Source organism: Lentzea terrae (assembly GCF_003265345.1).
Lineage (GTDB): Bacteria > Actinomycetota > Actinomycetes > Mycobacteriales > Pseudonocardiaceae > Lentzea > Lentzea terrae.
The window spans coordinates 146,506-165,350 of the sequence record NZ_QFWW01000034.1; the positions used below are offsets into that span (position 1 = coordinate 146,506).

21 protein-coding genes and 1 tRNA gene are annotated in these 18,845 nt (G+C 68.1%); 14 read left to right on the forward strand and 8 right to left on the reverse strand.

Annotation, left to right across the window (positions count from 1 at the left end):
- Positions 1-12: 12 nt before the first annotated feature.
- Genes DI276_RS42425 through DI276_RS42440 form a run of 4 tightly spaced genes read right to left on the reverse strand, consistent with a single transcriptional unit; the run spans position 13 to position 5,444 of the window.
- Positions 13-1,401: an aminobutyraldehyde dehydrogenase gene (locus DI276_RS42425; RefSeq protein ID WP_112274622.1), complete on the reverse strand. Its 1,389-nt coding sequence runs from the start codon at positions 1,399-1,401 to the stop codon at positions 13-15.
- On the reverse strand, positions 1,398-3,014 hold the full coding sequence (locus DI276_RS42430) for a thiamine pyrophosphate-binding protein (protein ID WP_112274625.1): 1,617 nt from the start codon (positions 3,012-3,014) through the stop codon (positions 1,398-1,400). The genes DI276_RS42425 and DI276_RS42430 overlap by 4 nt, the downstream gene beginning before the upstream one ends.
- 52 nt (positions 3,015-3,066) lie before the next feature.
- The gene (gene speB, locus DI276_RS42435) at positions 3,067-4,005 is read right to left on the reverse strand and encodes an agmatinase (RefSeq protein WP_112274627.1); all 939 of its coding nucleotides are present in this window, start codon (positions 4,003-4,005) and stop codon (positions 3,067-3,069) included.
- Entirely contained in the window at positions 4,002-5,444 is a 1,443-nt protein-coding gene (locus DI276_RS42440) for a sodium:solute symporter (protein ID WP_112274629.1), read from the reverse strand. Before DI276_RS42440 ends, speB begins: the two co-directional genes overlap by 4 nt.
- A gap of 82 nt (positions 5,445-5,526) precedes the next feature.
- Between DI276_RS42440 and DI276_RS42445 the strand changes: the two genes are divergently transcribed.
- The 10 genes from DI276_RS42445 to DI276_RS42490 all read left to right on the forward strand — a co-directional run bounded on the left by DI276_RS42445 (position 5,527) and on the right by DI276_RS42490 (position 14,077).
- Positions 5,527-6,861 carry a PucR family transcriptional regulator gene (locus DI276_RS42445; protein ID WP_198681251.1) on the forward strand — a complete coding sequence of 445 codons (1,335 nt, stop codon included), beginning with the start codon at positions 5,527-5,529 and terminating at the stop codon, positions 6,859-6,861.
- Between the two features lie 144 nt (positions 6,862-7,005).
- Positions 7,006-7,077: transfer RNA gene (locus DI276_RS42450), tRNA-Glu, on the forward strand.
- Positions 7,078-7,196: 119 nt separating this feature from the next.
- Positions 7,197-7,862 (forward strand): SAM-dependent methyltransferase, encoded by a 666-nt coding sequence (locus DI276_RS42455; RefSeq protein WP_112274633.1) that lies wholly within the window; start codon positions 7,197-7,199, stop codon positions 7,860-7,862.
- 27 nt (positions 7,863-7,889) lie between these two features.
- Complete coding sequence (locus tag DI276_RS42460) at positions 7,890-9,353, forward strand: LuxR C-terminal-related transcriptional regulator (RefSeq protein WP_112274635.1); 1,464 nt, start codon at positions 7,890-7,892, stop codon at positions 9,351-9,353.
- 79 nt (positions 9,354-9,432) lie between these two features.
- Entirely contained in the window at positions 9,433-9,864 is a 432-nt protein-coding gene (locus DI276_RS42465; protein ID WP_112274637.1) for a hypothetical protein, read from the forward strand.
- A gap of 75 nt (positions 9,865-9,939) precedes the next feature.
- Complete coding sequence (locus DI276_RS42470; protein WP_112274639.1) at positions 9,940-10,242, forward strand: hypothetical protein; 303 nt, start codon at positions 9,940-9,942, stop codon at positions 10,240-10,242.
- 36 nt (positions 10,243-10,278) lie between these two features.
- Positions 10,279-10,914 carry a DUF4383 domain-containing protein gene (locus tag DI276_RS42475; RefSeq protein ID WP_112274641.1) on the forward strand — a complete coding sequence of 212 codons (636 nt, stop codon included), beginning with the start codon at positions 10,279-10,281 and terminating at the stop codon, positions 10,912-10,914.
- An 81-nt stretch (positions 10,915-10,995) separates the two neighbouring features.
- Positions 10,996-11,670 carry a M50 family metallopeptidase gene (locus DI276_RS42480; RefSeq protein WP_198681252.1) on the forward strand — a complete coding sequence of 225 codons (675 nt, stop codon included), beginning with the start codon at positions 10,996-10,998 and terminating at the stop codon, positions 11,668-11,670.
- A gap of 304 nt (positions 11,671-11,974) precedes the next feature.
- On the forward strand, positions 11,975-13,708 hold the full coding sequence (gene argS, locus DI276_RS42485) for an arginine--tRNA ligase (protein WP_112274645.1): 1,734 nt from the start codon (positions 11,975-11,977) through the stop codon (positions 13,706-13,708).
- A gap of 69 nt (positions 13,709-13,777) precedes the next feature.
- Entirely contained in the window at positions 13,778-14,077 is a 300-nt protein-coding gene (locus DI276_RS42490) for a WhiB family transcriptional regulator (RefSeq protein WP_112274647.1), read from the forward strand.
- Here DI276_RS42490 and DI276_RS42495 read toward each other — a convergent pair whose 3' ends face one another.
- Together DI276_RS42495 and DI276_RS42500 are read right to left on the reverse strand one after the other, a co-directional pair.
- Complete coding sequence (locus DI276_RS42495; protein WP_112274649.1) at positions 14,078-14,866, reverse strand: SigB/SigF/SigG family RNA polymerase sigma factor; 789 nt, start codon at positions 14,864-14,866, stop codon at positions 14,078-14,080.
- Entirely contained in the window at positions 14,863-15,261 is a 399-nt protein-coding gene (locus DI276_RS42500; RefSeq protein WP_232837299.1) for an ATP-binding protein, read from the reverse strand. Before DI276_RS42500 ends, DI276_RS42495 begins: the two co-directional genes overlap by 4 nt.
- A gap of 131 nt (positions 15,262-15,392) precedes the next feature.
- Here DI276_RS42500 and DI276_RS42505 point away from each other — a divergent pair, with 131 nt between their 5' ends.
- On the forward strand, positions 15,393-16,067 hold the full coding sequence (locus tag DI276_RS42505; RefSeq protein WP_157985312.1) for an ATP-binding protein: 675 nt from the start codon (positions 15,393-15,395) through the stop codon (positions 16,065-16,067).
- On the opposite strand, the gene DI276_RS42510 is transcribed toward DI276_RS42505, so the two are convergent.
- Positions 16,064-16,426, reverse strand: a complete 363-nt coding sequence (locus DI276_RS42510; protein WP_232837300.1) for an STAS domain-containing protein — start codon at positions 16,424-16,426, stop codon at positions 16,064-16,066. The genes DI276_RS42505 and DI276_RS42510 overlap by 4 nt on opposite strands.
- Positions 16,427-16,568: 142 nt before the next feature.
- Complete coding sequence (locus tag DI276_RS42515; protein WP_112274655.1) at positions 16,569-17,234, reverse strand: ANTAR domain-containing protein; 666 nt, start codon at positions 17,232-17,234, stop codon at positions 16,569-16,571.
- A 253-nt stretch (positions 17,235-17,487) separates the two neighbouring features.
- Between DI276_RS42515 and DI276_RS42520 the strand changes: the two genes are divergently transcribed.
- The 3 genes from DI276_RS42520 to gcvH all read left to right on the forward strand — a co-directional run bounded on the left by DI276_RS42520 (position 17,488) and on the right by gcvH (position 18,809).
- Positions 17,488-17,691: a hypothetical protein gene (locus DI276_RS42520; RefSeq protein WP_112274657.1), complete on the forward strand. Its 204-nt coding sequence runs from the start codon at positions 17,488-17,490 to the stop codon at positions 17,689-17,691.
- Positions 17,692-17,801: 110 nt separating this feature from the next.
- Positions 17,802-18,383 (forward strand): CDP-alcohol phosphatidyltransferase family protein, encoded by a 582-nt coding sequence (locus tag DI276_RS42525; protein WP_112274659.1) that lies wholly within the window; start codon positions 17,802-17,804, stop codon positions 18,381-18,383.
- 42 nt (positions 18,384-18,425) lie between these two features.
- Positions 18,426-18,809, forward strand: coding sequence for a glycine cleavage system protein GcvH (gene gcvH, locus DI276_RS42530; protein ID WP_112274661.1), 384 nt, complete (start codon positions 18,426-18,428; stop codon positions 18,807-18,809).
- The last annotated feature ends 36 nt before the right edge of the window (positions 18,810-18,845 follow it).

The window sequence follows — 18,845 nt, forward strand, 5'->3', positions numbered from 1 at the left end:
CTCAAGTTCCGGCTAGTGGGCGATCATCACGTGCTTCACGCGCGTGTAGTCCTCCAGGCCGTGCATCGAGAGGTCCTTGCCGTAGCCCGAGGCGCCGAAACCACCGTGCGGCATCTCGGACGCCACCAGGCCGTGCGTGTTGACCCACACGATGCCGAAGTCGAGCCACGCCGTCAGCGTCGCGGCCCGACCCGCGTCACGGGTCCAGATCGACGACGCGAGCCCCTGCGGTACCCCGTTGGCCAGCGCGACGGCCTCGTCGTCGTTCGCGAACGATTGCACGGTGATCACCGGCGCGAACGGTTCCTCCTGCACCAGCTCGTCCTCCTGCGCGAGCCCGGAGATCACGGTGGCCTCCAGGAAGAACCCGGCCGGGCCGTGCTGCTTTCCTCCACAGTGGACCGTCGCGGCCGAACGCGACAGCATCCCGAGCACGCGGTCCAGCTGCGCCTTGCTGTTCAGCGGACCGAAGTCGGTGCCCGGCACCTGCGCCGACGCCGCTTTCGTCAGCGCGGCAACGAACTCGTCGTGGATCGCGCGGTGGACCAGCACGCGCGTGGCGGCAGTGCAGTCCTGGCCGGCGTTGTAGAAGGCCGCGCCCACGATCCCTTCGGCGGTGGCGGTCAGGTCCACGTCGTCGAACACCAGAACCGGCGCGTTGCCACCGAGTTCGAGGTGCGTGCGCTTCACGGTCGCGGCGGCGCTGCGGGCCACCTCGATGCCGGCCCGCGTGGAGCCGGTCAGCGAGACCATGGCCGGCACGGGGTGCTCGACCAGCAGCCGGCCGGTGTCGCGGTCGCCCAGCAGCACGTTGAACACGCCCGCGGGCAACACCTGCGCGGCCAGCGACGCCAGGAGCACCGTCGACGACGGCGTGGTGTCGGCGGGCTTGAGCACCACCGTGTTGCCCGCGGCCAGGGCCGGGGCGATCTTCCAGACGGCCATCATCAGCGGGTAGTTCCACGGCGTGATCTGCGCGATCACGCCCACCGGCTCGCGGCGCTGGTACGAGGTGGCGCCGGGGACGTACTCGCCCGCCGCAGCGGTGCCCAGGGCGCGGGCGGCACCCGCGAAGAACCGGATCTGGTCCACGCACTGGGGGATCTCGTCGCCGAGGACGACCTCGCGGATCTTGCCCGTTTCGCGGATCTCGGCGTCGGCGACCGCGGCAGCGTTGGCCTCCACCAGGTCGGCGAGCTTGAGGAGCGCGAGCTGGCGTTCGCCGGGGGTGGTGCGCGACCACGCGGGGAACGCCGCTTCAGCCGCACGAACAGCGGCCTCGACCTCGCCGGCACCGGAGATGACGGCGCGGCCGAACTCCTCGCCGGTGGCGGGGTCGACGAGTGGAGAAGTCTCGTCGGCGGAAACAGAGGTGCCGTTGATGAAGTTCGCGACGATCACGTGTGCTCCAGATGCGTGGGGGCGAACATGCGCAACACCGCGGGCAGCACGACCACGTGCGGACCGTCCCCGGCGAACGCCTTGGCGAGATCTTCGCGCAGCGTCTCGGGCGTGCTGCGGGTGGCGGGCACCCCGAACGCCTCGGCGAGCGCCACGAAGTCAGGACGGGCCAGCTCGGTGGCGGTGGCCTGGCCGAACGTGTCGGTCATGTACTCGCGCAGAATGCCGTAGCCGCCGTCGTCGACGATCAGCCACACCACCCGCGCGCCGTGCTGCGCGGCGACGGCCAGCTCCGAGATGCCGTACATCGCGCCGCCGTCACCGGACACCGCGAGCACCGGCCCGTCCACCGCCGCCGCGACACCGAGCGCGGCCGGGAAGCCGTAGCCGAGCCCGCCGGCGCCCTGGGCGGAGAACTGCGCACCACCGCGCGGATCCCACGCCGACCAGGCCCAGTAGGCGAGGATCGTCATGTCCCAGCAGGTCGGCGTGCCGTCCGGGACCGCCGATCGCAGCGCGGACAGCACCTGCCACTCCAGGTCCAGCGATTGCTCGGAAAGCCGCGCCCGCACCAGTTCCAGCAGTCGACTGACGAGCGACTCCGAGACGCCGTCCGCGGCCCGTGCCGTCACGCCGGACGTCAAGGCGCGCAACGCGTGGCGGGCATCGGCGTGGATGCCCAGCGCGGGGTAGTTCGACTCCAGCTTGCCCAGGTCGGCCTCGATCTGGATCACGGAACCGGTGGGGCGGAACGTCCGGTAGTTGCTGGACAGCTCGCCCAGCCCGGACCCGACGACGAGCAGCACGTCGGCGGAAGCCAGGAACTCCGTGGTGTGCCAGTCCTCCAGCCACGACTGCGCGGACAGCGGGTGGTCCCACGGGAAGTTGCCCTTGCCGCCGAACGTCGTCACGACCGGCGCCCGCAGCTTCTCGGCCAGCTCCAGCAGCTCGTTCGAGGCCCGCAAGGCACCACCGCCGGCGAGGATCACCGGCCGGGACGCCCCGTCCAGCAACCGAACCGCTTCCGCCACCAGCTCCGCACGCGGGTAGAGCTCCCGCGAGGACCAGGAAACCGACGTCACCGGCGGCACCGAAGCCGGGCCGAGCAGCACGTCCTGCGGGATCTCCACCCACACCGGCCCGAACGGCGCGGTCAGCGCGATCTCCCACGCCTCGGCCAGCGCCGACGGGATCTGCGACGCGTGCCGCACCACCCGCGCGTGCTTCACGACGTCCCGGAACGACGCCAGCTGGTCGGTGAGCTCGTGCAGGTAGCCGCCGCGCACGCCACCGAGGCCGGCCGAGGGGATCTGCGACGAGATGCCCAGCACCGGCGCCGAGGCGGCGGCGGATTCCTGCAGTCCGGCAAGGGTTTGCAACGCGCCGGGCCCGGTCGACACCAGCAACGGTGTGACAGAGCCGGTGATGCGGGCGTGGCCGTCGGCGGCGAACGCGGCGTTGACCTCGGTCCGCGAGCCGACGTACCGCAGTTCGGAACGGCGAAGCGCGTCGAAGAGGCCCAGTGCGTGCTGACCGGGGATGCCGAAGACGGTGTGCGCGCCGAGAGCCTCCAAGGTCTCGACCACGACATCGCCGCCGTTGCGGGTGCTCACTTGCTCTCCTTCAACGCCAGCACGCTCAGCAGGTCGGTGGCCGCGCGGGGGATCACTGCCCCTCCTTCAACGCCATCAGGCTCACCAAGTCATAGGCCAGGTGCGATGCCGCCACCGACGTGATGTCCGCGTGGTCATAAGCAGGCGCCACCTCGACCACGTCAGCTCCGACCAGGTTCAACCCGCGCAGTCCCCGGATGATCTCCAGCAGCTCCCGCGACGACATCCCACCGGCCTCGGGCGTCCCGGTACCGGGCGCATGCGCCGGATCCAGCACGTCGATGTCGATCGACACGTACAACGGCCGCGACCCGATCCGCTGCCGCAACGCGTCAACGGTCTCGTCCACACCCCGCCGCATGACGTCCGACGAGGTGACGATCCCGAACCCGAGCCGCCGGTCGTCCTCGAGATCCTTCTTGCCGTACAACGGACCCCGCGTGCCGACGTGCGAGATCGCCTCCGTGTCCAGGATCCCGTCCTCGACCGCGCGCCGGAACGGCGTCCCGTGCGTGTACGGCTCGCCGAAGTAGGTGTCCCACGTGTCGAGGTGCGCGTCGAAGTGCAGCAACGCCACCGGCCCGTGGATCCGCGACACGGCCCGCAGCAACGGCAGCGCGATCGTGTGGTCGCCGCCGATCGTCACCAGCTTCGTGCCCTCGCGCTGCAGGTCAGCGGAAGCCTGTTCGATCGTCTCGATGGCCTCGCCGATGTGGAACGGGTTGACCGCGATGTCCCCGCCGTCCGCGACCTGGATGCGCTCGAACGGCGACACGTCCAGACCGGGGTGGTACGGACGCAGCAGCCGGGACGCCTCCCGCACGGCCGAGGGCGCGAACCGCGCTCCCGGCCGGTACGAGACGCCGGTGTCGAACGGGACTCCCACCACCGCGACGTCCGCGTGCGCCACCTGGTCGAGGCGCGGCAGCCGGGCGAAGGTCGCCGGTCCCGCGTAGCGCGGGACCTGGGAGGAGTCAACGGGGCCGATCATGCCTTCACCAGTTCCTCTTCTGATCCTTCACCCGCCACCCTGCGGTCCCACTGAGCCAGCACTGCCGGATCGGTGGCCGGGGTGGCCAGACTGACCACGACGTACGTCACGAGCGACGCGCCGAGGCTGTAGTAGATGGCTTCGTTGGCGTAGACGTCCACGAACACCATGAACCAGATCGCGGTCAGCGACCCGACCGCCATCGACGTCATCGCGCCGAGCCGCGTACCGCGCTTCCAGACCAGACCGCCGATGATCGCGACCAGCAGCCCGCCGACGAGGATGTTGTAGGCGACGGTCAGCGCGGCCACGACGTCGTTGAGAGCCACCGCGATCGCGATCGCGACGACACCGATCCCGAGCGTGAACATCCGGTTGTCGTGGACGTCCGAGGCAGCGTTGCGACCGGCCTTGGCTTTGCGACGCCAGATGTCGTTGGACGCCACCGTGGCGCAGGCGATGAGGGCACCCGACGAGGTCGACATCATCGCGGCCAGCGCGGCGGCGAGGACGAGCCCGCGTACCCCGGTCGGCAGCAGGCCTTCCACGATCGTCGCGAACGCCTCGTCCTTGTTGGCGATGTTCGGGTACAGCGCCTTGCCGGCCAGGCCGATCAACGCACCCGCGACCGCGTAGACGAGGCAGTAGAGCCCGGACGTGATGCCGCCCCAGGTCGCGACCTTCGGCGACTTCGCGGTGAACACGCGCTGCCAGATGTCCTGGCCGATCAGCAGGCCGAACACGTAGATCAGCAGGTAGGTGATGATCGTGCCGGTGCCGATGTTGGTGGTCTCGAACAGCGCCGGGTCGTCCAGCCGCGCCTGGATGCCGTCGATGCCACCCGCCGCGAACAGCGAGATCGGCAGCAGCAGGAACAGGATGCCGATCGTCTTCACGACGAACTGCACGATGTCGGTCAGCGTGATCGACCACATGCCGCCGAGAACGCTGTACAGCACCACGATGCTGCCACCGATGATCACGCCGACGGACTTCGGCAGTCCGAAGAGGACGTTGAAGATGGTGGAGTACGCGATCGTGGACGTGACGGTCAGCATCAACGTGTACGCGGCCATCACCAGGCCGGAGATCGTGCTGGAGTTGCCGCCGTACCTGAGATCCAGCATCTGCGAGACGGTGTAGACCTTCAACTTGACGATCCGGCGCGCGAAAAGTGCACTCAGCAGCAGGATGCCGAGGCCGATGGCGAACACCATCCAGGCGCCGGAGATGCCGTACTTGTAGCCGAGCCCGACACCGCCGATGGTCGACGCGCCACCGAGCACGACGGCCGACATGGTGCCGGAGTACATCGCGAATCCGAGCCTGCGTCCAGCGACCAGGTACTCGCTCTTGGTGGTGGCGCGGCGCATGCCCCACCAGCCCATGCCGATCATGCCGAGCACGTAGGCGGCGATCACCGCGTAGTCGAGAGCCACTGTTGGACCTCCTTGGGTTGCAGGTCACAGTAGGAACGCGTGCTGGCGCTGGTAAGTGGTTGTTATGCACAATCGTCGGACCATGGTTGTGCAAACCGTCCCACTGCGCGATCTAGTCGCGCGAGTCGATCTCGGGCTGACCGTCCTGTGTGGATCGGACGCTCTGGACCGGCCGATCCGCTGGGCGCACGTGTCCGAGCTCGAGGACCCGACGCCGTACCTGGTCGGCGAGGAGTTGCTGCTCACGGCCGGGGTGCGCTTCCCGTCCGACGTGCCGGCGTACGTGCGCGGATTGGTGTCCTCTGGCGTCTCCGCGATCGGGTTCGGCGTCGAGCCGGAGTTCCCCACGGTGCCGTCTTCGCTGGTGGAGGTGTGCTCTGAGCAGGGGATGCCGCTGGTGGAGGTGCCGCCGTCGACGCCGTTCCTCGCCGTGTCGCAGGCGCTCGGGGCGTTGCTCGCGGAGATCGCCGTGCAGGAGCAGCGGATGCTCGCGGACAGCCAGCGCGCGCTGACCCGTGCAGCCACGCGCGTGCGGCCCGTGGAGTCCGTGCTGACCACTCTGGCCGTTGTTTTGAACTGTCGCGCGGATCTTGTGGACGCTTCGAACGCGCCTGACGACGTTTCCTCTCTCGTGGCGCGCGTTGCGTCGGGCACCGGACCTCGTTCGGCTTCGGCCCAGGTGGGTGAAGACCACGTGACGCTGGACCCGGTCGAGGCCGCGGTGCTGGTGGTGCGGCGGTCGTCGCCGCTGTCTCCTGCCGAACGGGCGGTGGTGGCGGTTGCGCTGGCGTTGCTCGGGTTGCTGCGGCGCGATGTGGAGAGTGAGCGCGGCCAGATCGCTCGGCTCGCGGCCTCGGCGTTGTTGCGCTCGACCGCCACGGGCCTCGGGGGAGTGCTGGGAGCCGGCCCGTACCGGGTCGTCGCGGGGGAGTCGCGGGCTGACTACGACGTGTTGGCGCAGAGGTACGGGCCGTTGGTGTCGAAAGACGGGGACGGGTTCCTCGCGCTGGTGCCCGCAGCCTTCGAGGTCTCCGGTCCTGTCGGAGTGTCCACACCGACCGAGGACGCAGGCCTCGAGCACGCCGTGAACGAGGCTTCGGCGCTTCTCGCGCGAGCCAAGGCCACCGGAGAGCCGGCGTTCCCCGCGTCCGATTTGTCCTCGCTCGTCGACCCCGTGGCCGCCCGCGAGTTCGCCCGCCGCGAGCTCGCCGCCCTCCTCAACCGTCCCGAACTGATCGACACCCTCCGGGCCTGGCTCGGCCAGCACGGCAGCTGGGACCGCGCCGCAGCGGTTCTCGGCGTGCACCGCAACAGCGTTCGGCACCGAATCTCGCACGTCGAGCGACTGCTCGGTCGTGATCTTGGGACGGCCGACGCGCGGGCCTCGCTGTGGCTTGCGCTGACGTGGCTCGATTAATTCCTTTGCGACGTGCCTGCGTCGTCGGTCATCATTGTTCCATGATTACCGCAGAGGAATGGGCCGGAGCGCCCTCGAAGCTGTGACCTGCTAGTTCACTTTCTTCTATTTCCTGCGAGCATTTGTGTATCAATGCTCGTTCCAGGCGTGTTCGTCTAGTGGTCAGGACGCTGGACTCTCAATCCGGAAACACGGGTTCGATCCCCGTACGCGCTACGTGGCCCGGTCTCTGTGGGGTGGACCGGGCCCTCCCGCATCAGTGCCTGCCTCAGACGGGCCCAAAGAATCTTCCAAAACTTCGCCCGAATGGTCTAGGCGCCAGTTACGCTCTGCGAATGGCTGCGGTCCCCGCCTTCGCACGCTACGAGGTCGACGTACGTCGGCCGAACGCCGCACGGATCCATGACTTCTATCTGGGCGGCGCGCACAACTACGCCGCCGACCGGGCCTTCGCCAAGCAGGCGGTCCGGATCGACCCGGAGCTGCCGCTCGCGACCCGAGCGCACCGGGCGTTCCTCAAGCACGCCGTCCGGCACTGCTGGGCGGCCGGCGTCCGGCAGTTCCTCGACCTCGGTTCGGGCATCCCGACGTGCGGTGCGACGCACCAGACGTTGCCGGACGCCCGTGTCGTCTACGTGGACTCGGACGCGGTGACGGTGGCGTTCGCGCGCGGTCTGCTGCGCGGCGAGCCGCGGACGTGTGCGATCGAGGCCGATCTCCGCCGTCCCGAGCAGGTGCTGCGGCATCCGGGCGTGGTGTCCCATCTCGACCTGCGCGAGCCATACGCGGTGTTGATGGTCGACGTCCTGAGATACGTCGACGACGCCACCGGGCCAGGGCGGGTGGTGCGCCGGTATCGGCACGCGATGCCGGCTGGAGGGTTCCTGGTGGTGTCGCATCCGGCGCCGGTCGAGCAGCTCATGGAAGGGCTGTCGATCGAGGCGCCGTGCGTGGTGCCGGGCGCGTACGCGGGGATCGGTCGCAAGCCCGGTCGTATCTGACCGTCTTCGCGCGCCTCCTAAGGGAACGTGCGGGAAGCACTCGAGCGGGCGAAGGCGTTGCGGTGGGCGGGACGGCCGGAGGACGCGGCTCTGGAGCTGCGCAGGGCACTCGCTCACGAGGGTGACCGGTGCGAGCTGCTGTACCTGTTGTGGGACTGCCAGTACGTGCTGGGCGACCGGGCCGCGGCGTACGAAACCCTGCTGGAGGCCAAGGGATTGGCCACGGGAGCGATGGTGCCGCGCATCGCCGTCGCCGAGGCCAGCTGGCTCATGTCGCAGGGCGACTACGCCCAGGCAGTGCGGAAGATCGAGGCGGTCGTCACCGACGACGACGCGATCCTCGCTTACGCGTTGAGCGTGCGTGGTGTGTGCGAGGCGTTCCTGGGTGATGTGGAACGCGGCACCGCCACTTTGGCGGACGCGCGCACGGCCGCGCATCGCAGCGGTTGCATCCGTGAGCTCACCAGGGCCGTTGGCAACCTGACTTACGTACTCAGCAGCTCCGGCCAGCACGAACGCAGCGCGCGCATCGGCAAGGAAGCGTTGACGCGCCTCGGGATTCAGGGGCTGGCGCCGACGTTCAGCGCGGTGATCCGCTACAACCTCGCCGCCAGCCTGCTCGCGCTCGGACGGTGGCAGGAGTTGGACGCCCTGGCGGTACCGGACGCCATCCCCGGCAACAAGGCCGCGCGGATCATGTTGTTCCAGGCGGAAGCGCTGGCGTTGCGCGGGCAGGACGCGGACGACCTGATCGAGCAGGCCGAGAAGGCCATCGACGGGCCGGACGCGCTCTTCCTGGCCCAGTGCGCCTACACGAGAGCCGTTGCGGCGCGGGCGAAAGGTCAGTTCCGGGCCGCTGTCGAGCTGTGCCGCGAGACGGTCGCCGACCTGCCGGAAGCGTTGACCGGCGGCGAGGTGCTGCGGCTGTGCGCGGCAGGTCTCGGTGCTGCACGCGACCTTCAGGCGGCCGGGGGTCGCGTCACCAAGCTCGATGATCCGGAAGCGACGGTGCAGGAGCTGCTGGCCCGGTTGCCGCCGCCGCACGGGCCGGAGGACGAGGTGTGGCGCCGGCTCGCGCTCGCGGAGGCCGACCTCGACTCGTGGGAGGAAATCGCCGCCGCCTGGGATCGGCTGAAGATGCCGTACCCGGCCGCGTACGCGCGAACCCGTTGTGGTGAACCGGAAGCGCTGCGTCACGCCGACCGGGCCGCGCGGCGCCTCGACGCGCTGCCGTTGGTCAAGATGATCGACCGCGAGGGGCGGCGGCAACGCATCCCGTTGCTGCACAAGGACAAGCCGCGGCTGGGCACGTTGACCCCGCGTGAGCGCGAAGTGCTGGAACTGCTGGGCTGGGGCCGCACCAACAAGGAAATCGCCCAGGAGCTCGTGCTCAGCGTGCGGACGGTGGGGCTGCACGTGTCGCACGTCCTGGCGAAGCTCGGCGCGAGCAACCGTTCGGAGGCGGCGCGGATCGCGCGCGACCAAACCTAGGTATTGCTCTGGATGTGCCGGTGGTCGTCCATGAGTTCTCCTTGAGGGGTAACGGAAAACCCTGCTTAAGGAGAACGAGATGAACCTCAAGCGCTTCGCGGCCGTGATGTCTCTTGCGGGCGGCATCGCTGCTGCCACCGCGGGAACGTCGCACGCACAGACGGCCATGGCCGGTGGGTGCGAGCTGCGCATCACCGAAGTGCGGGCGCTGGACCTGCAGGAGACGCCCACGGACGAGATCTACCTGCGGGTCGGTGACGAGAGAACCAACACGCGCACGTTCACCGAAGGTCAGACGAGGGAGGCGACTGACCTCGGAAACGCCGACCAGATCACGGAGTTCATCGCGCCCGGCGGCTTCGTCGTGGTGTCCGTGCTCGAGGACGACGCGGTGGTCGACACGACCATCGGCACGTTCCGGGTGCCGTGCCGCACCGCGTCCGTCGAGAAGGACGTGGCCGGTGCCGGCGCGTTCTACCGGGTCTCGTACGTCGTGACCCAGCTGCCGTAACAGAATTCCGGGGCGCCGAGCGGTGGGCGCGGCGTCCCGGAGCCCACCATTCCTGCGTTGAGGGGGAAACCGCCCATGAATCCGATCGATCCACCGACCAACCTCGAGCTCTGGGCCGTGCTGAACGTGGACGAGTTCCAGTTCCGCCTGGTCAAGCCGTGGAACCTGGACACGCTGGCCGCCGCACTGCGCAACGCCGCCGCACGCGGCACGCAGGTCGAGGTCCGTGCGTACAACGACCAGAACGCCGAGATGACGGTCCTCGTGAACCCCGCGCGGGCCCGTGTGGTGCACATCGGCAAACGCAATGTCGTAGTACCGCGAAACGGCATGCCGGACGTGTCGCTGAACGGTTTGACCGAGGTCAACGCGGGGTAGTCAGCCGGGCGACAAGTACGGAGCCTGGAGGGCGTCATGACCCACCGCGTCACTGTCAAGGTCGCCGGTCTGCAACCGGTGCAGATTCTGGCCGCGCTGGCCGGTATCGCGTTCATCGTGTTCGGCGTCGTGGGCTTCACCCGCACCGGGGTGGGCGACTGGTCCACCCACTCGTTCGTGCTCGGGTTCTCGGTGAACCCGCTGCACAACCTGGTGCACGTGGCCGTCGGCGTGCTCGGTCTGCTCATGGCTCTCGGGTCGGGCCTCGCCCGGCTGTACGGATGGCTGCTGTTCCTCGGCTTCGGCGCGATCTTCGTGTGGGGCCTGATGATCACCGGAATCCTGGCGCAGAACCCGGCGTCGGAGTTCGGCAACCCGTTGGCGCTCAACACGAACGACAACTGGCTGCACCTCGGGATCGCGCTCTTCGGTCTGCTGCTCGCGGTGCTGCCCGCGCGCCGCAAGGTGATCGAGGAGGAGGAGCCGGTGCTGCCGGAGCAGCGTTCGATGGCGTTCCGCGACTCGTACGACGAGAAGCCGCGCGAGCACCGGATCGAGGAGATGGACCCCACGGTCAGCCCGCGGGAGCCCATCACCAAGGAGCAGGCCGTGGTCGACCCGAAGACTGACCGCGTGAGCAAGGACAAGATCAAGGACAGGATCAAGCACTGAGGAGCCCGCTCCCTCTGTCGGGGAGGACGCGCCGTGAGAGCCCACATGCGGCTCTCACGGCGCGTCTGTTTCTATGTGCCGATGCCTGAGCTGACTCATGAGGTTGTGATCACCTGGGGTACCGCGCTGGCCGCGTTCCTGGCGGTGGCGTTGCACGGGATCTGGCGGTTGACCCGCAACGTCATCACCATCGCCCATGAGGGTGGGCATGCGCTGGTTGCTGTGCTTACTGGGCGTCGGCTCAGTGGGATCAAGCTGCATTCGGACACCAGTGGGCTCACTGTGTCTCGGGGGAAGCCTCGGGGGCCTGGGATGGTGCTCACTGCTCTTGCCGGGTATGTCGCGCCGTCGCTGTTGGGGTTCGGGGCGGCTGTTTTGATCACCAACGAGCAGATTCAGTTGATGTTGTGGATCAGCATCGGGTTCTTGCTCGCGATGCTGGTGATGATTCGGAACGTGTTCGGGGTGCTCTCGATCATTGTTACCGGTGGGGTGTTCTTCTTCGTCTCGTTCTACGCGTCTCTTGAGGTTCGGGACACGGCTGCGTACGTGTTTGCCTGGTTTTTGCTGCTTGGGGGCGTGCGGCCGGTTTGGGAGTTGCAGGTCAAGCGGTGGAGGCGGCAGGCTCCTCGGTCGGATGCTGATCAGCTGGCTTGGCTCACCGGGGTGCCTGCGCTGGGGTGGGTGACGTTCTTCGGGCTGGTCAGCGTTGCTGCTCTGGTGGGTGGAGGGGCGCTGCTGCTCGGGCGGTGGTGATTTGGGGTGCGCGCCGGTTTCGTAGCGTTCCCCAGTTGGGCTGGCGGGTTGCTGTTGCGTAGGTGGTGCGGTCCGAGCGGGCACGGCTCGTGACGGGGACCCGCCCGCACCGCGTTTCAAGCTTTCAAGCGCCTCGGCTTCGCCTTTGGGGCGGCTCGGCTGCGCCATCGCCGCTTGGCCTCGCCTTCGCGGGAGGTCTGGTGTCTGCCGGTGCTGCCAGCTGTGGCGTTGGCGGGCGCTGTGGGTATTGGGTTGGCCGGGGTGAAATACTGAGCTGAACTAGCCGTGGTGAGAGGTGGGTTCAGTGCTGCGTGGGGATGTCGGGCTCGAACTGGGCCAGCGGGTCGCGCGGGCGTTGCGCGTCGCGTTGGATGTGGACATCACTGCTGAGGAAGCGCTGATCCGACCGTCCAACCGCGACGGTGCGGACTACCAGTGCAACGTGGCCATGAGTCTCGCCAAGAAGGTCGGGAAGAACCCGCGTGAGGTCGCCGCGTTGATCGTGGAGCACCTCGACTCGGCGGACGCGGTCGAGGCGCCTGAGGTTGCTGGGCCCGGCTTCATCAACCTCAAGCTGAAGCGTGAGTGGCTGGAGCAGCAGGCGGCTGGCTTGCTCGCTGACGACCGGCTCGGCGTGCCGGTGACGGCAGAGCCTCGGCGGATTGCGATCGACTACAGCAGCCCCAACGTCGCCAAGGAGATGCACGTCGGGCATCTGCGGTCGACGATCATCGGTGATGCGTTCTGCCGGTTGTTGACGTTCGCCGGGCACGAGGTCATCCCGCACAACCACCTCGGAGACTGGGGAACGCCGTTCGGCATGCTCATCGAGCATCTGACGGATGAGGGGCACGGGGCTGATCATGAGATCAGCGACCTCAACCAGTTCTACCAGCAGGCTCGGCAGAAGTTCGACAACGAGCCCGGCTTCGCGGATCGGGCGCGTCGGCGGGTTGTGCTGCTGCAAGGCGGCGACGAGGCGACGCTCAAGTTGTGGCACGAGCTGGTCGGGGAGTCGCAGCGGCACTTCAACCAGATTTACGAGCTGCTCGGCATCGGGTTGTCGGCGGAGGACAACTACGGGGAGAGCTTCTACAACCCGTACCTCGCGGACACGATCACCGAGCTGCAGCAGAAGGGGCTCGTCGAGACCAGCGACGGGGCGCTGTGCGTGTTCCCGCCCGGATTTACGAACCGGGAGGGTGACCGGCTGCCGTTGATCGTGCGGAAGAGCGATGGTGGCTACGGGTACGCCACGACGGACTTCGCCACGGTTCGGTACTGGGTGCGGGAGCGCAAGGTCGACGAGCTGATCTATGTGGTCGGCACGCCGCAGGCGCAGCACTTCCAGATGATTTTTGCCACGTCCAAGCAGGCCGGGTGGCTGGACGACGCGCACACGGCGGTGCACACCGGGTTCGGCACGATTCTCGGGTCCGACGGCAAGACGATTCGGACTCGGGCCGGCGGCACCATCAAGTTGATCGACCTGCTGACCGAGGCGGTCGAGAACTCGTACAAGGTCATGCCCGAAACGTCCGAAGTGGAGGGTGCGGAGAAGGACGCGCTCGCGAAGACCATTGGACTCGGGGCGGTGAAGTACGCGGACCTCTCGAACGATCGGGAGAAGGACTACGTCTTCACGTGGGAGAAGATGCTCGCCACCACCGGCGACACGTCGGTGTACATCCAGTACGCGAACGCCCGGATTCTGTCGATCGGGCGCAAGGTGGGGCGGCAGGCTCCCGCCGAGGCGCCGCTGGTTCTGCAGGAGCAGGCTGAGCGCGACCTGGCGTTGAAGCTGCTGCAGCTGCCCACGGCCATTCAGGCGGCCATCGACGAGCTCGCGCCGCACAAGCTCACGAACTACCTGTTCGAGACGGCCACGGCGTTCTCGACCTTCTACAACCACTGCCCGGTGGCCACGGCGGAGAGCCAGGAGCTGCAGGACTCGCGCCTGCACCTGCTCACGCTGACGTCCCGGGTGCTCACGCTGGGTCTGTCGTTGCTGGGTATCGGAGCACCTGAACGCCTCTAGCAGGTTTACCGCTGGTCAGACCACGGGTACGCAGTGATCGCAACTCTTCCGCCCAGCAAGGGAGTCGCGATGACCTGCACGACCCGTCTGCCCAAGCCGGTCACCGACGTGTGGGACTGGCAGATGGAAGGTCTGTGCCGAGGACAGAACAGCGCTGTCTTCTTCCACCCCGACAACGAACGCGGCTACGCCAGGGCCGCGCGCGAGGAGAAGGCGAAGGCGATCTGCGCGCACTGCCCTGTGCTGGCGCAGTGCCGCGAGCACGCACTGGAGGCGCAGGAGCCGTACGGCGTTTGGGGCGGAATGGGCGAGGACGAACGGCGCCAGATCATCGCTGCGACCCGGCGCCGTGTCCGCGTGGCGTCCTAGTCATTCCTCCAGCACGTCTCGCAGTTGCCGCAACGTCTTCGCGAGCAACCGCGAGACGTGCATCTGCGAGATGCCGACCTTCTGCGCGATCTGCGTCTGGGTCATGTTCCCGAAGAACCGCATGATCACGATTTTTCGCTCCCGCTCCGGCAGCTTCTGCAGCAACGGGTGCAGAGCTTCCCGCTGCTCGATCATGGCGATCTCGGGGTCTTCCTCGCCGATGGTCGAACCCAGCGAGATGGACGAGTCCTCCGACATCAGCATGTCGTCCAGAGACGCGCTCTGGTAAGCGTTTCCGGCCGCGAGTCCTTCGTGGATCTCCTCGCGCGAGAGGCCGAGGTGCTCGGCGAGCTCCGAGGGTGTCGGGGCACGGCCGAGCGACTGCGACAACCGCGAGGTGCCCGCGTTGATCGCCAGGTGCAGTTCCTTCAGGCGGCGCGGCATCCGGACCGACCAGCTGGAGTCGCGGAAGTACTTCCGGACCTCGCCCATGATCGTCGGCACTGCGAACGACAGGAAGTCGCTGCCGCGGTCCGGGTCGAAGCGGTCGACCGCGTTGATCAGGCCCACCGTCGCGACCTGCACCAGGTCCTCGTGCGGTTCGCCGCGGTGGCCGAACCGGCGGGCGATGTGCTGGGCGACCGGGAGGTGCTCGGTGACGAGCCGGTCCCGCAGGGTCTCCCGCGCGGGGCCGGGAGGAGTCTCCGCGAGTTCGGCGAACAGCGGGGCCAGGTGGTCGTAGTCACCGCCCGACTTGGTCGTCGTGGTCGCCTCTTCCGAGCCGGTCACGCATCCACCGCCCCTGCCGAGGACTTCACGAGGTCGATGTGGACCACGAACCCCTCGGTCTCATCGACTCGGGTCTCCACGGCGTCGACGAGGGCCGTCAGCACGCGCCACCCGAAGCTGCCCTCGTCCGGCCCGGAGGCCGACTTGGCCGCCACGCGGGCGGAGACTCTGACCGCGCCGTTGCCGTCCACCGCGAAGTGGCAGCTGAGCACCGCGTCCTGAGCCGCCAGCGTGATCAGCGTCGAGCACGTCTCGTCCACGGCGAGCTTCAAGTCTTCGATCGAGTCGAGGTCGAAGTCCTGCCTCATCGCGATGTCCGCCGCGACGGCGCGGACGATGGACAGCTGCGTGGGATCCGCGGCCATCCGAAGTTCGACCCCTGACAATTGAGTCACACCCACCTCGTTGTCCGTTCTGCTGAAGGCCGGCATGTCATTGCCGTACCCGAATCGATCTCGTTTCTAACGTGTATTGCTCCGGCGGCCTGGGAAATCACCTGGCAGAGGCAATCCAGGGGAGGAGCGTTGTGCTGGTGCACGAGGACTTCCTGGCTCTCCGCTTCCCCGCGGACGCGCGCGAAGTGGCGCCGGTGCGACACCAACTCCGCGAGTGGCTGCAGGGCAGCGGTTTCGGTGAGGACGAGGCAAGCGATCTCGTCCTCGCGGTGAGCGAGGCGGTGAACAACTCCGTCGAACACGCTTATCCCGCCCCTGCGCGCGGCACCGTCGAGGTGCGCGCCCGGCTCGGCAGGGACGGCACGGTCGACATCGACGTCACCGACCACGGCCAGTGGCGTGTCCCGCCGCCCGCACTCACCATGCGCGGCCGAGGACTCCTGCTCATGCGGGAGAGCGTGGACGAGGTCGTGATCGACCGCTCGGCGAGAGGCACGACCGTGCGACTGCGCCGCGCCCGTTCTCCGGTGGCGCTCGATCCGCAGGTGGAGCCCGGCTGCAAAGTCCACGTGTACGAGACCTCCTCCGGCGTCGTCGCCGTCGTCCGGGGCAACGTGCCCGCGGAGGCCGGACCGTCTCTGCGGCGAACACTCGTCACGGCTGCGCGAGGCGGGACCGTGCCGCTGACCGTGGACGTCACTCACCTGGGTGAGGAGCGGTCCGGCGTCGAGCACGCACTCCGCGCGGTCGCCGAGGCGCTGGAGGCGGCTGGAAACCGCCTCACCGTGCGGGACGGGCTGAACTAAGCGCTCAGGGCAGCGTCCACGGACTCGTGCACGCTGAACACCTCACCGAGCCCCGTGGCCTCCAGAGGCCGGGTAACAGCCCGTGCGGTGGCCACGACCTTGAGAGCCGCGGAATGTTGTGGCGCGAGCCGCGCGGCCTCCACCAGCACCGCCAGTCCGGCCGAACCGAGGAACGTCACACCCTTCATGTCGATCACGAAGGTGCCGCCGTCGGCCAGGCCGTTGACCAGGGCGTCGCGCAACGCGGGCGCGGACACCATGTCGACCTCGCCGGACACGGCGAGCACCGTGACACCGGCCGCCGGCTGAGTCGCCGACAGTGCGATGGTCTGCTCCGCTCGCGGGTCCTGCACAGTCACCGATGTTCTCCCTCTCGCACCCAGGGAGCCGCCACTGCAGCGGCTCCGTCGCGGCTGCTGGCTCAACCGCTGCGACGTCACCGTACGGGAGAGGCCGCTCGCCAGGACAGGTCGGGGAGTTCGTACCCGTGCAGGAGAAATCTCAAACGTGCAGCGCCTCCCAAAGTCGCTGCGCGGTGTCGTAGGCGATCTTCGGTGGCGGGGTCATGTTGTCGGCGTCCTCCAGCTCCCCGGCGGCCACCAGGACCAGCGCCATCGCCACGTCCCGCAGCTTCACGTTCGCGTGCTGGCTGGCCCGCACGAGCAGCTCGAAAGCATCACCCGGTGTGCAGGGCCGCGCGCCCATCAGCAGACCCTTCGCCTGCTCGATGTAGCGCCGGTGCTGCACCATCCGCACCATCTGGTCCGCTCTGAGCACCTCGCCGGCGCAGAACTCCACCACCGCGGCGGCCGTCGCGACGAGCGGCTCGACCTCCTCGATGGCCTTGAGGTCCTCCGGCCGTGGCGGGTGGTCCAGGTACACGGTCAGCACCACCGGCCCACCGTCACCCCAGCTGCCCGGCACCGCCACGACGTCGAGGTCGCCGATCTTGCCGGTGACCTGCCGCTCGTCGCGCGAGGCGTCGACGAGCGGACCCTCCTGCCCCTCCACCTGCGCCTGGTCCAGCTCTTTCGCGACGCCGACGGTCCTGAGCACCGCCCCGTCCGGCCACACGCTCAGCCCGACGCCGCGGCACCCGTCCAGTTGCTCGCACAGGTGGTCCATCAAGCGCGTGATCAGCTCACCACCGAATTTCACCTGTTCCACCAGGCGAGGTTATGCCCTGCCGATGCCCGGCACGAGACGTGCGGTCGTCGGCGTACGACGAACGGTTGCGCAGGCAAGCACCCGTTCATCCGTCCCACTTCGGGCCCGAACAGCTCGGCGCGCGGTTTGATCCAGTTAACGCTTAGGACCCAAACAGGACACGTGTTCTGAACCACAGTCCGCCAGAATTCGTTCTCAGGGATAACGCCGGAGCCCCGGTGCACGACATCCCTGATGTCACGGAGGGACTGAAATGAGAACCGCCATGGAGACCCAGCCGCAGCAGGCAGCGGAACTGCCCACGACGCCGTGCAGCGTCGTGTGGAGCCGAGGCCACGCGTACGTGCTCGAGGGTCTTCGCGCGCGCTGGGTGGGCCGGGACGACCGGGGCCGCCCGCACGCCATCTCCGGCGCCGAGATGCAGCGCCGAGGCTGGACGCTCTTCAAGACAGCCTGAAGTTTTACCTGCAAGAAACGAACGCTCCGCACGAAACCCGCAACCAGACGCACCGCGAGCCGTGACGCCATCCGGCAGCCAGTGCGCAGTCACTCGTTTAGAGTGCGGGTGTGCGTGATCCGGCTGATCGCCTGCTGACGATTCCGAACCTGCTCAGCGTGTTGCGGCTGGCCGGTGTTCCGCTCTTCCTGTACCTGTTGCTCGGACCCCGCGCAGACGGCTGGGCGCTGCTCGTCCTCGTCTTCGCGGGGCTTTCCGACTGGTTGGACGGCAAGCTCGCGCGCTGGCTCAACCAGATGAGCAACCTGGGCGCGCTGCTCGATCCCGCCGCCGACCGCCTCTACGTGTTCTGCACGCTGTTGGCGTTCGTGATCAGGGACATCGTTCCGCTCTGGATCGCCCTGGTGCTCGTGGGGCGAGAGGTCGTCGTCGGCATCTGCCTGCTGGTCCTGCGCGGACGGGGCTGGGGCCCGTTCGAGGTCACCTACCTGGGCAAGGCCGCGACGTTCAACCTGCTGTACGCGTTCCCGCTCCTGCTGCTCGCGCAGGGCGACTCGGCGTGGGCCCAGGTCGCCCAGCCGTTCGCCTACGCGTTCACTGTCTGGGGCGGGGCGCTCTACCTGTGGTCGGCGCTGCTGTACGTCTACCAGTTCTTCCTGGCCCTGCGGGTCACTCCCACCAAGGCCGCGTGAAAAGATCACCCCATACAGGTTCAGCACGAGGAGCGCAGTGAGTTGATTCCCGAGGAGCTTCGCTACACCGAGGAGCACGAGTGGGTCGCCAGCACGGGCGAGAACACCGTGCGCGTCGGCATCACCGACTACGCCCAGGAACAGCTCGGTGACGTCGTCTTCGTCCAGCTGCCCGAGGTCGGTCACACCGTCTCCGCCGGCGACACGTTCGGCGAGGTCGAGTCCACCAAGAGCGTCTCCGACCTCTACTCGCCGCTCGACGGTGAGGTCGTCGCCATCAACGACGCGTTGGTGCAGACGCCGGACTCGGTCAACACCGACCCGTACGGCGAGGGCTGGATGGTCGAGATCCGCGTGAACGACCCCGAGGCGCTGGAAGGCCTGCTGGACGCGGACGGGTACAAGGCGTTGGTGGAGAAGGAGTGACGTCGATCTTTCGCCGGATCTTCGGCCGGAAGGGGA

What these genes read in the sequence shown, in the direction of transcription:
- speB (WP_112274627.1), bottom strand. Translation starts at nt 4,005, where the DNA reads ATGATCGGCCCCGTTGACTCCTCCCAGGTCCCGCGCTACGCGGGACCG.
- DI276_RS42445 (WP_198681251.1), top strand. Translation starts at nt 5,527, where the DNA reads ATGGTTGTGCAAACCGTCCCACTGCGCGATCTAGTCGCGCGAGTCGAT.
- DI276_RS42455 (WP_112274633.1), top strand. Translation starts at nt 7,197, where the DNA reads ATGGCTGCGGTCCCCGCCTTCGCACGCTACGAGGTCGACGTACGTCGG.
- DI276_RS42465 (WP_112274637.1), top strand. Translation starts at nt 9,433, where the DNA reads ATGAACCTCAAGCGCTTCGCGGCCGTGATGTCTCTTGCGGGCGGCATC.
- DI276_RS42470 (WP_112274639.1), top strand. Translation starts at nt 9,940, where the DNA reads ATGAATCCGATCGATCCACCGACCAACCTCGAGCTCTGGGCCGTGCTG.
- DI276_RS42475 (WP_112274641.1), top strand. Translation starts at nt 10,279, where the DNA reads ATGACCCACCGCGTCACTGTCAAGGTCGCCGGTCTGCAACCGGTGCAG.
- DI276_RS42480 (WP_198681252.1), top strand. Translation starts at nt 10,996, where the DNA reads ATGCCTGAGCTGACTCATGAGGTTGTGATCACCTGGGGTACCGCGCTG.
- DI276_RS42490 (WP_112274647.1), top strand. Translation starts at nt 13,778, where the DNA reads ATGACCTGCACGACCCGTCTGCCCAAGCCGGTCACCGACGTGTGGGAC.
- DI276_RS42520 (WP_112274657.1), top strand. Translation starts at nt 17,488, where the DNA reads ATGAGAACCGCCATGGAGACCCAGCCGCAGCAGGCAGCGGAACTGCCC.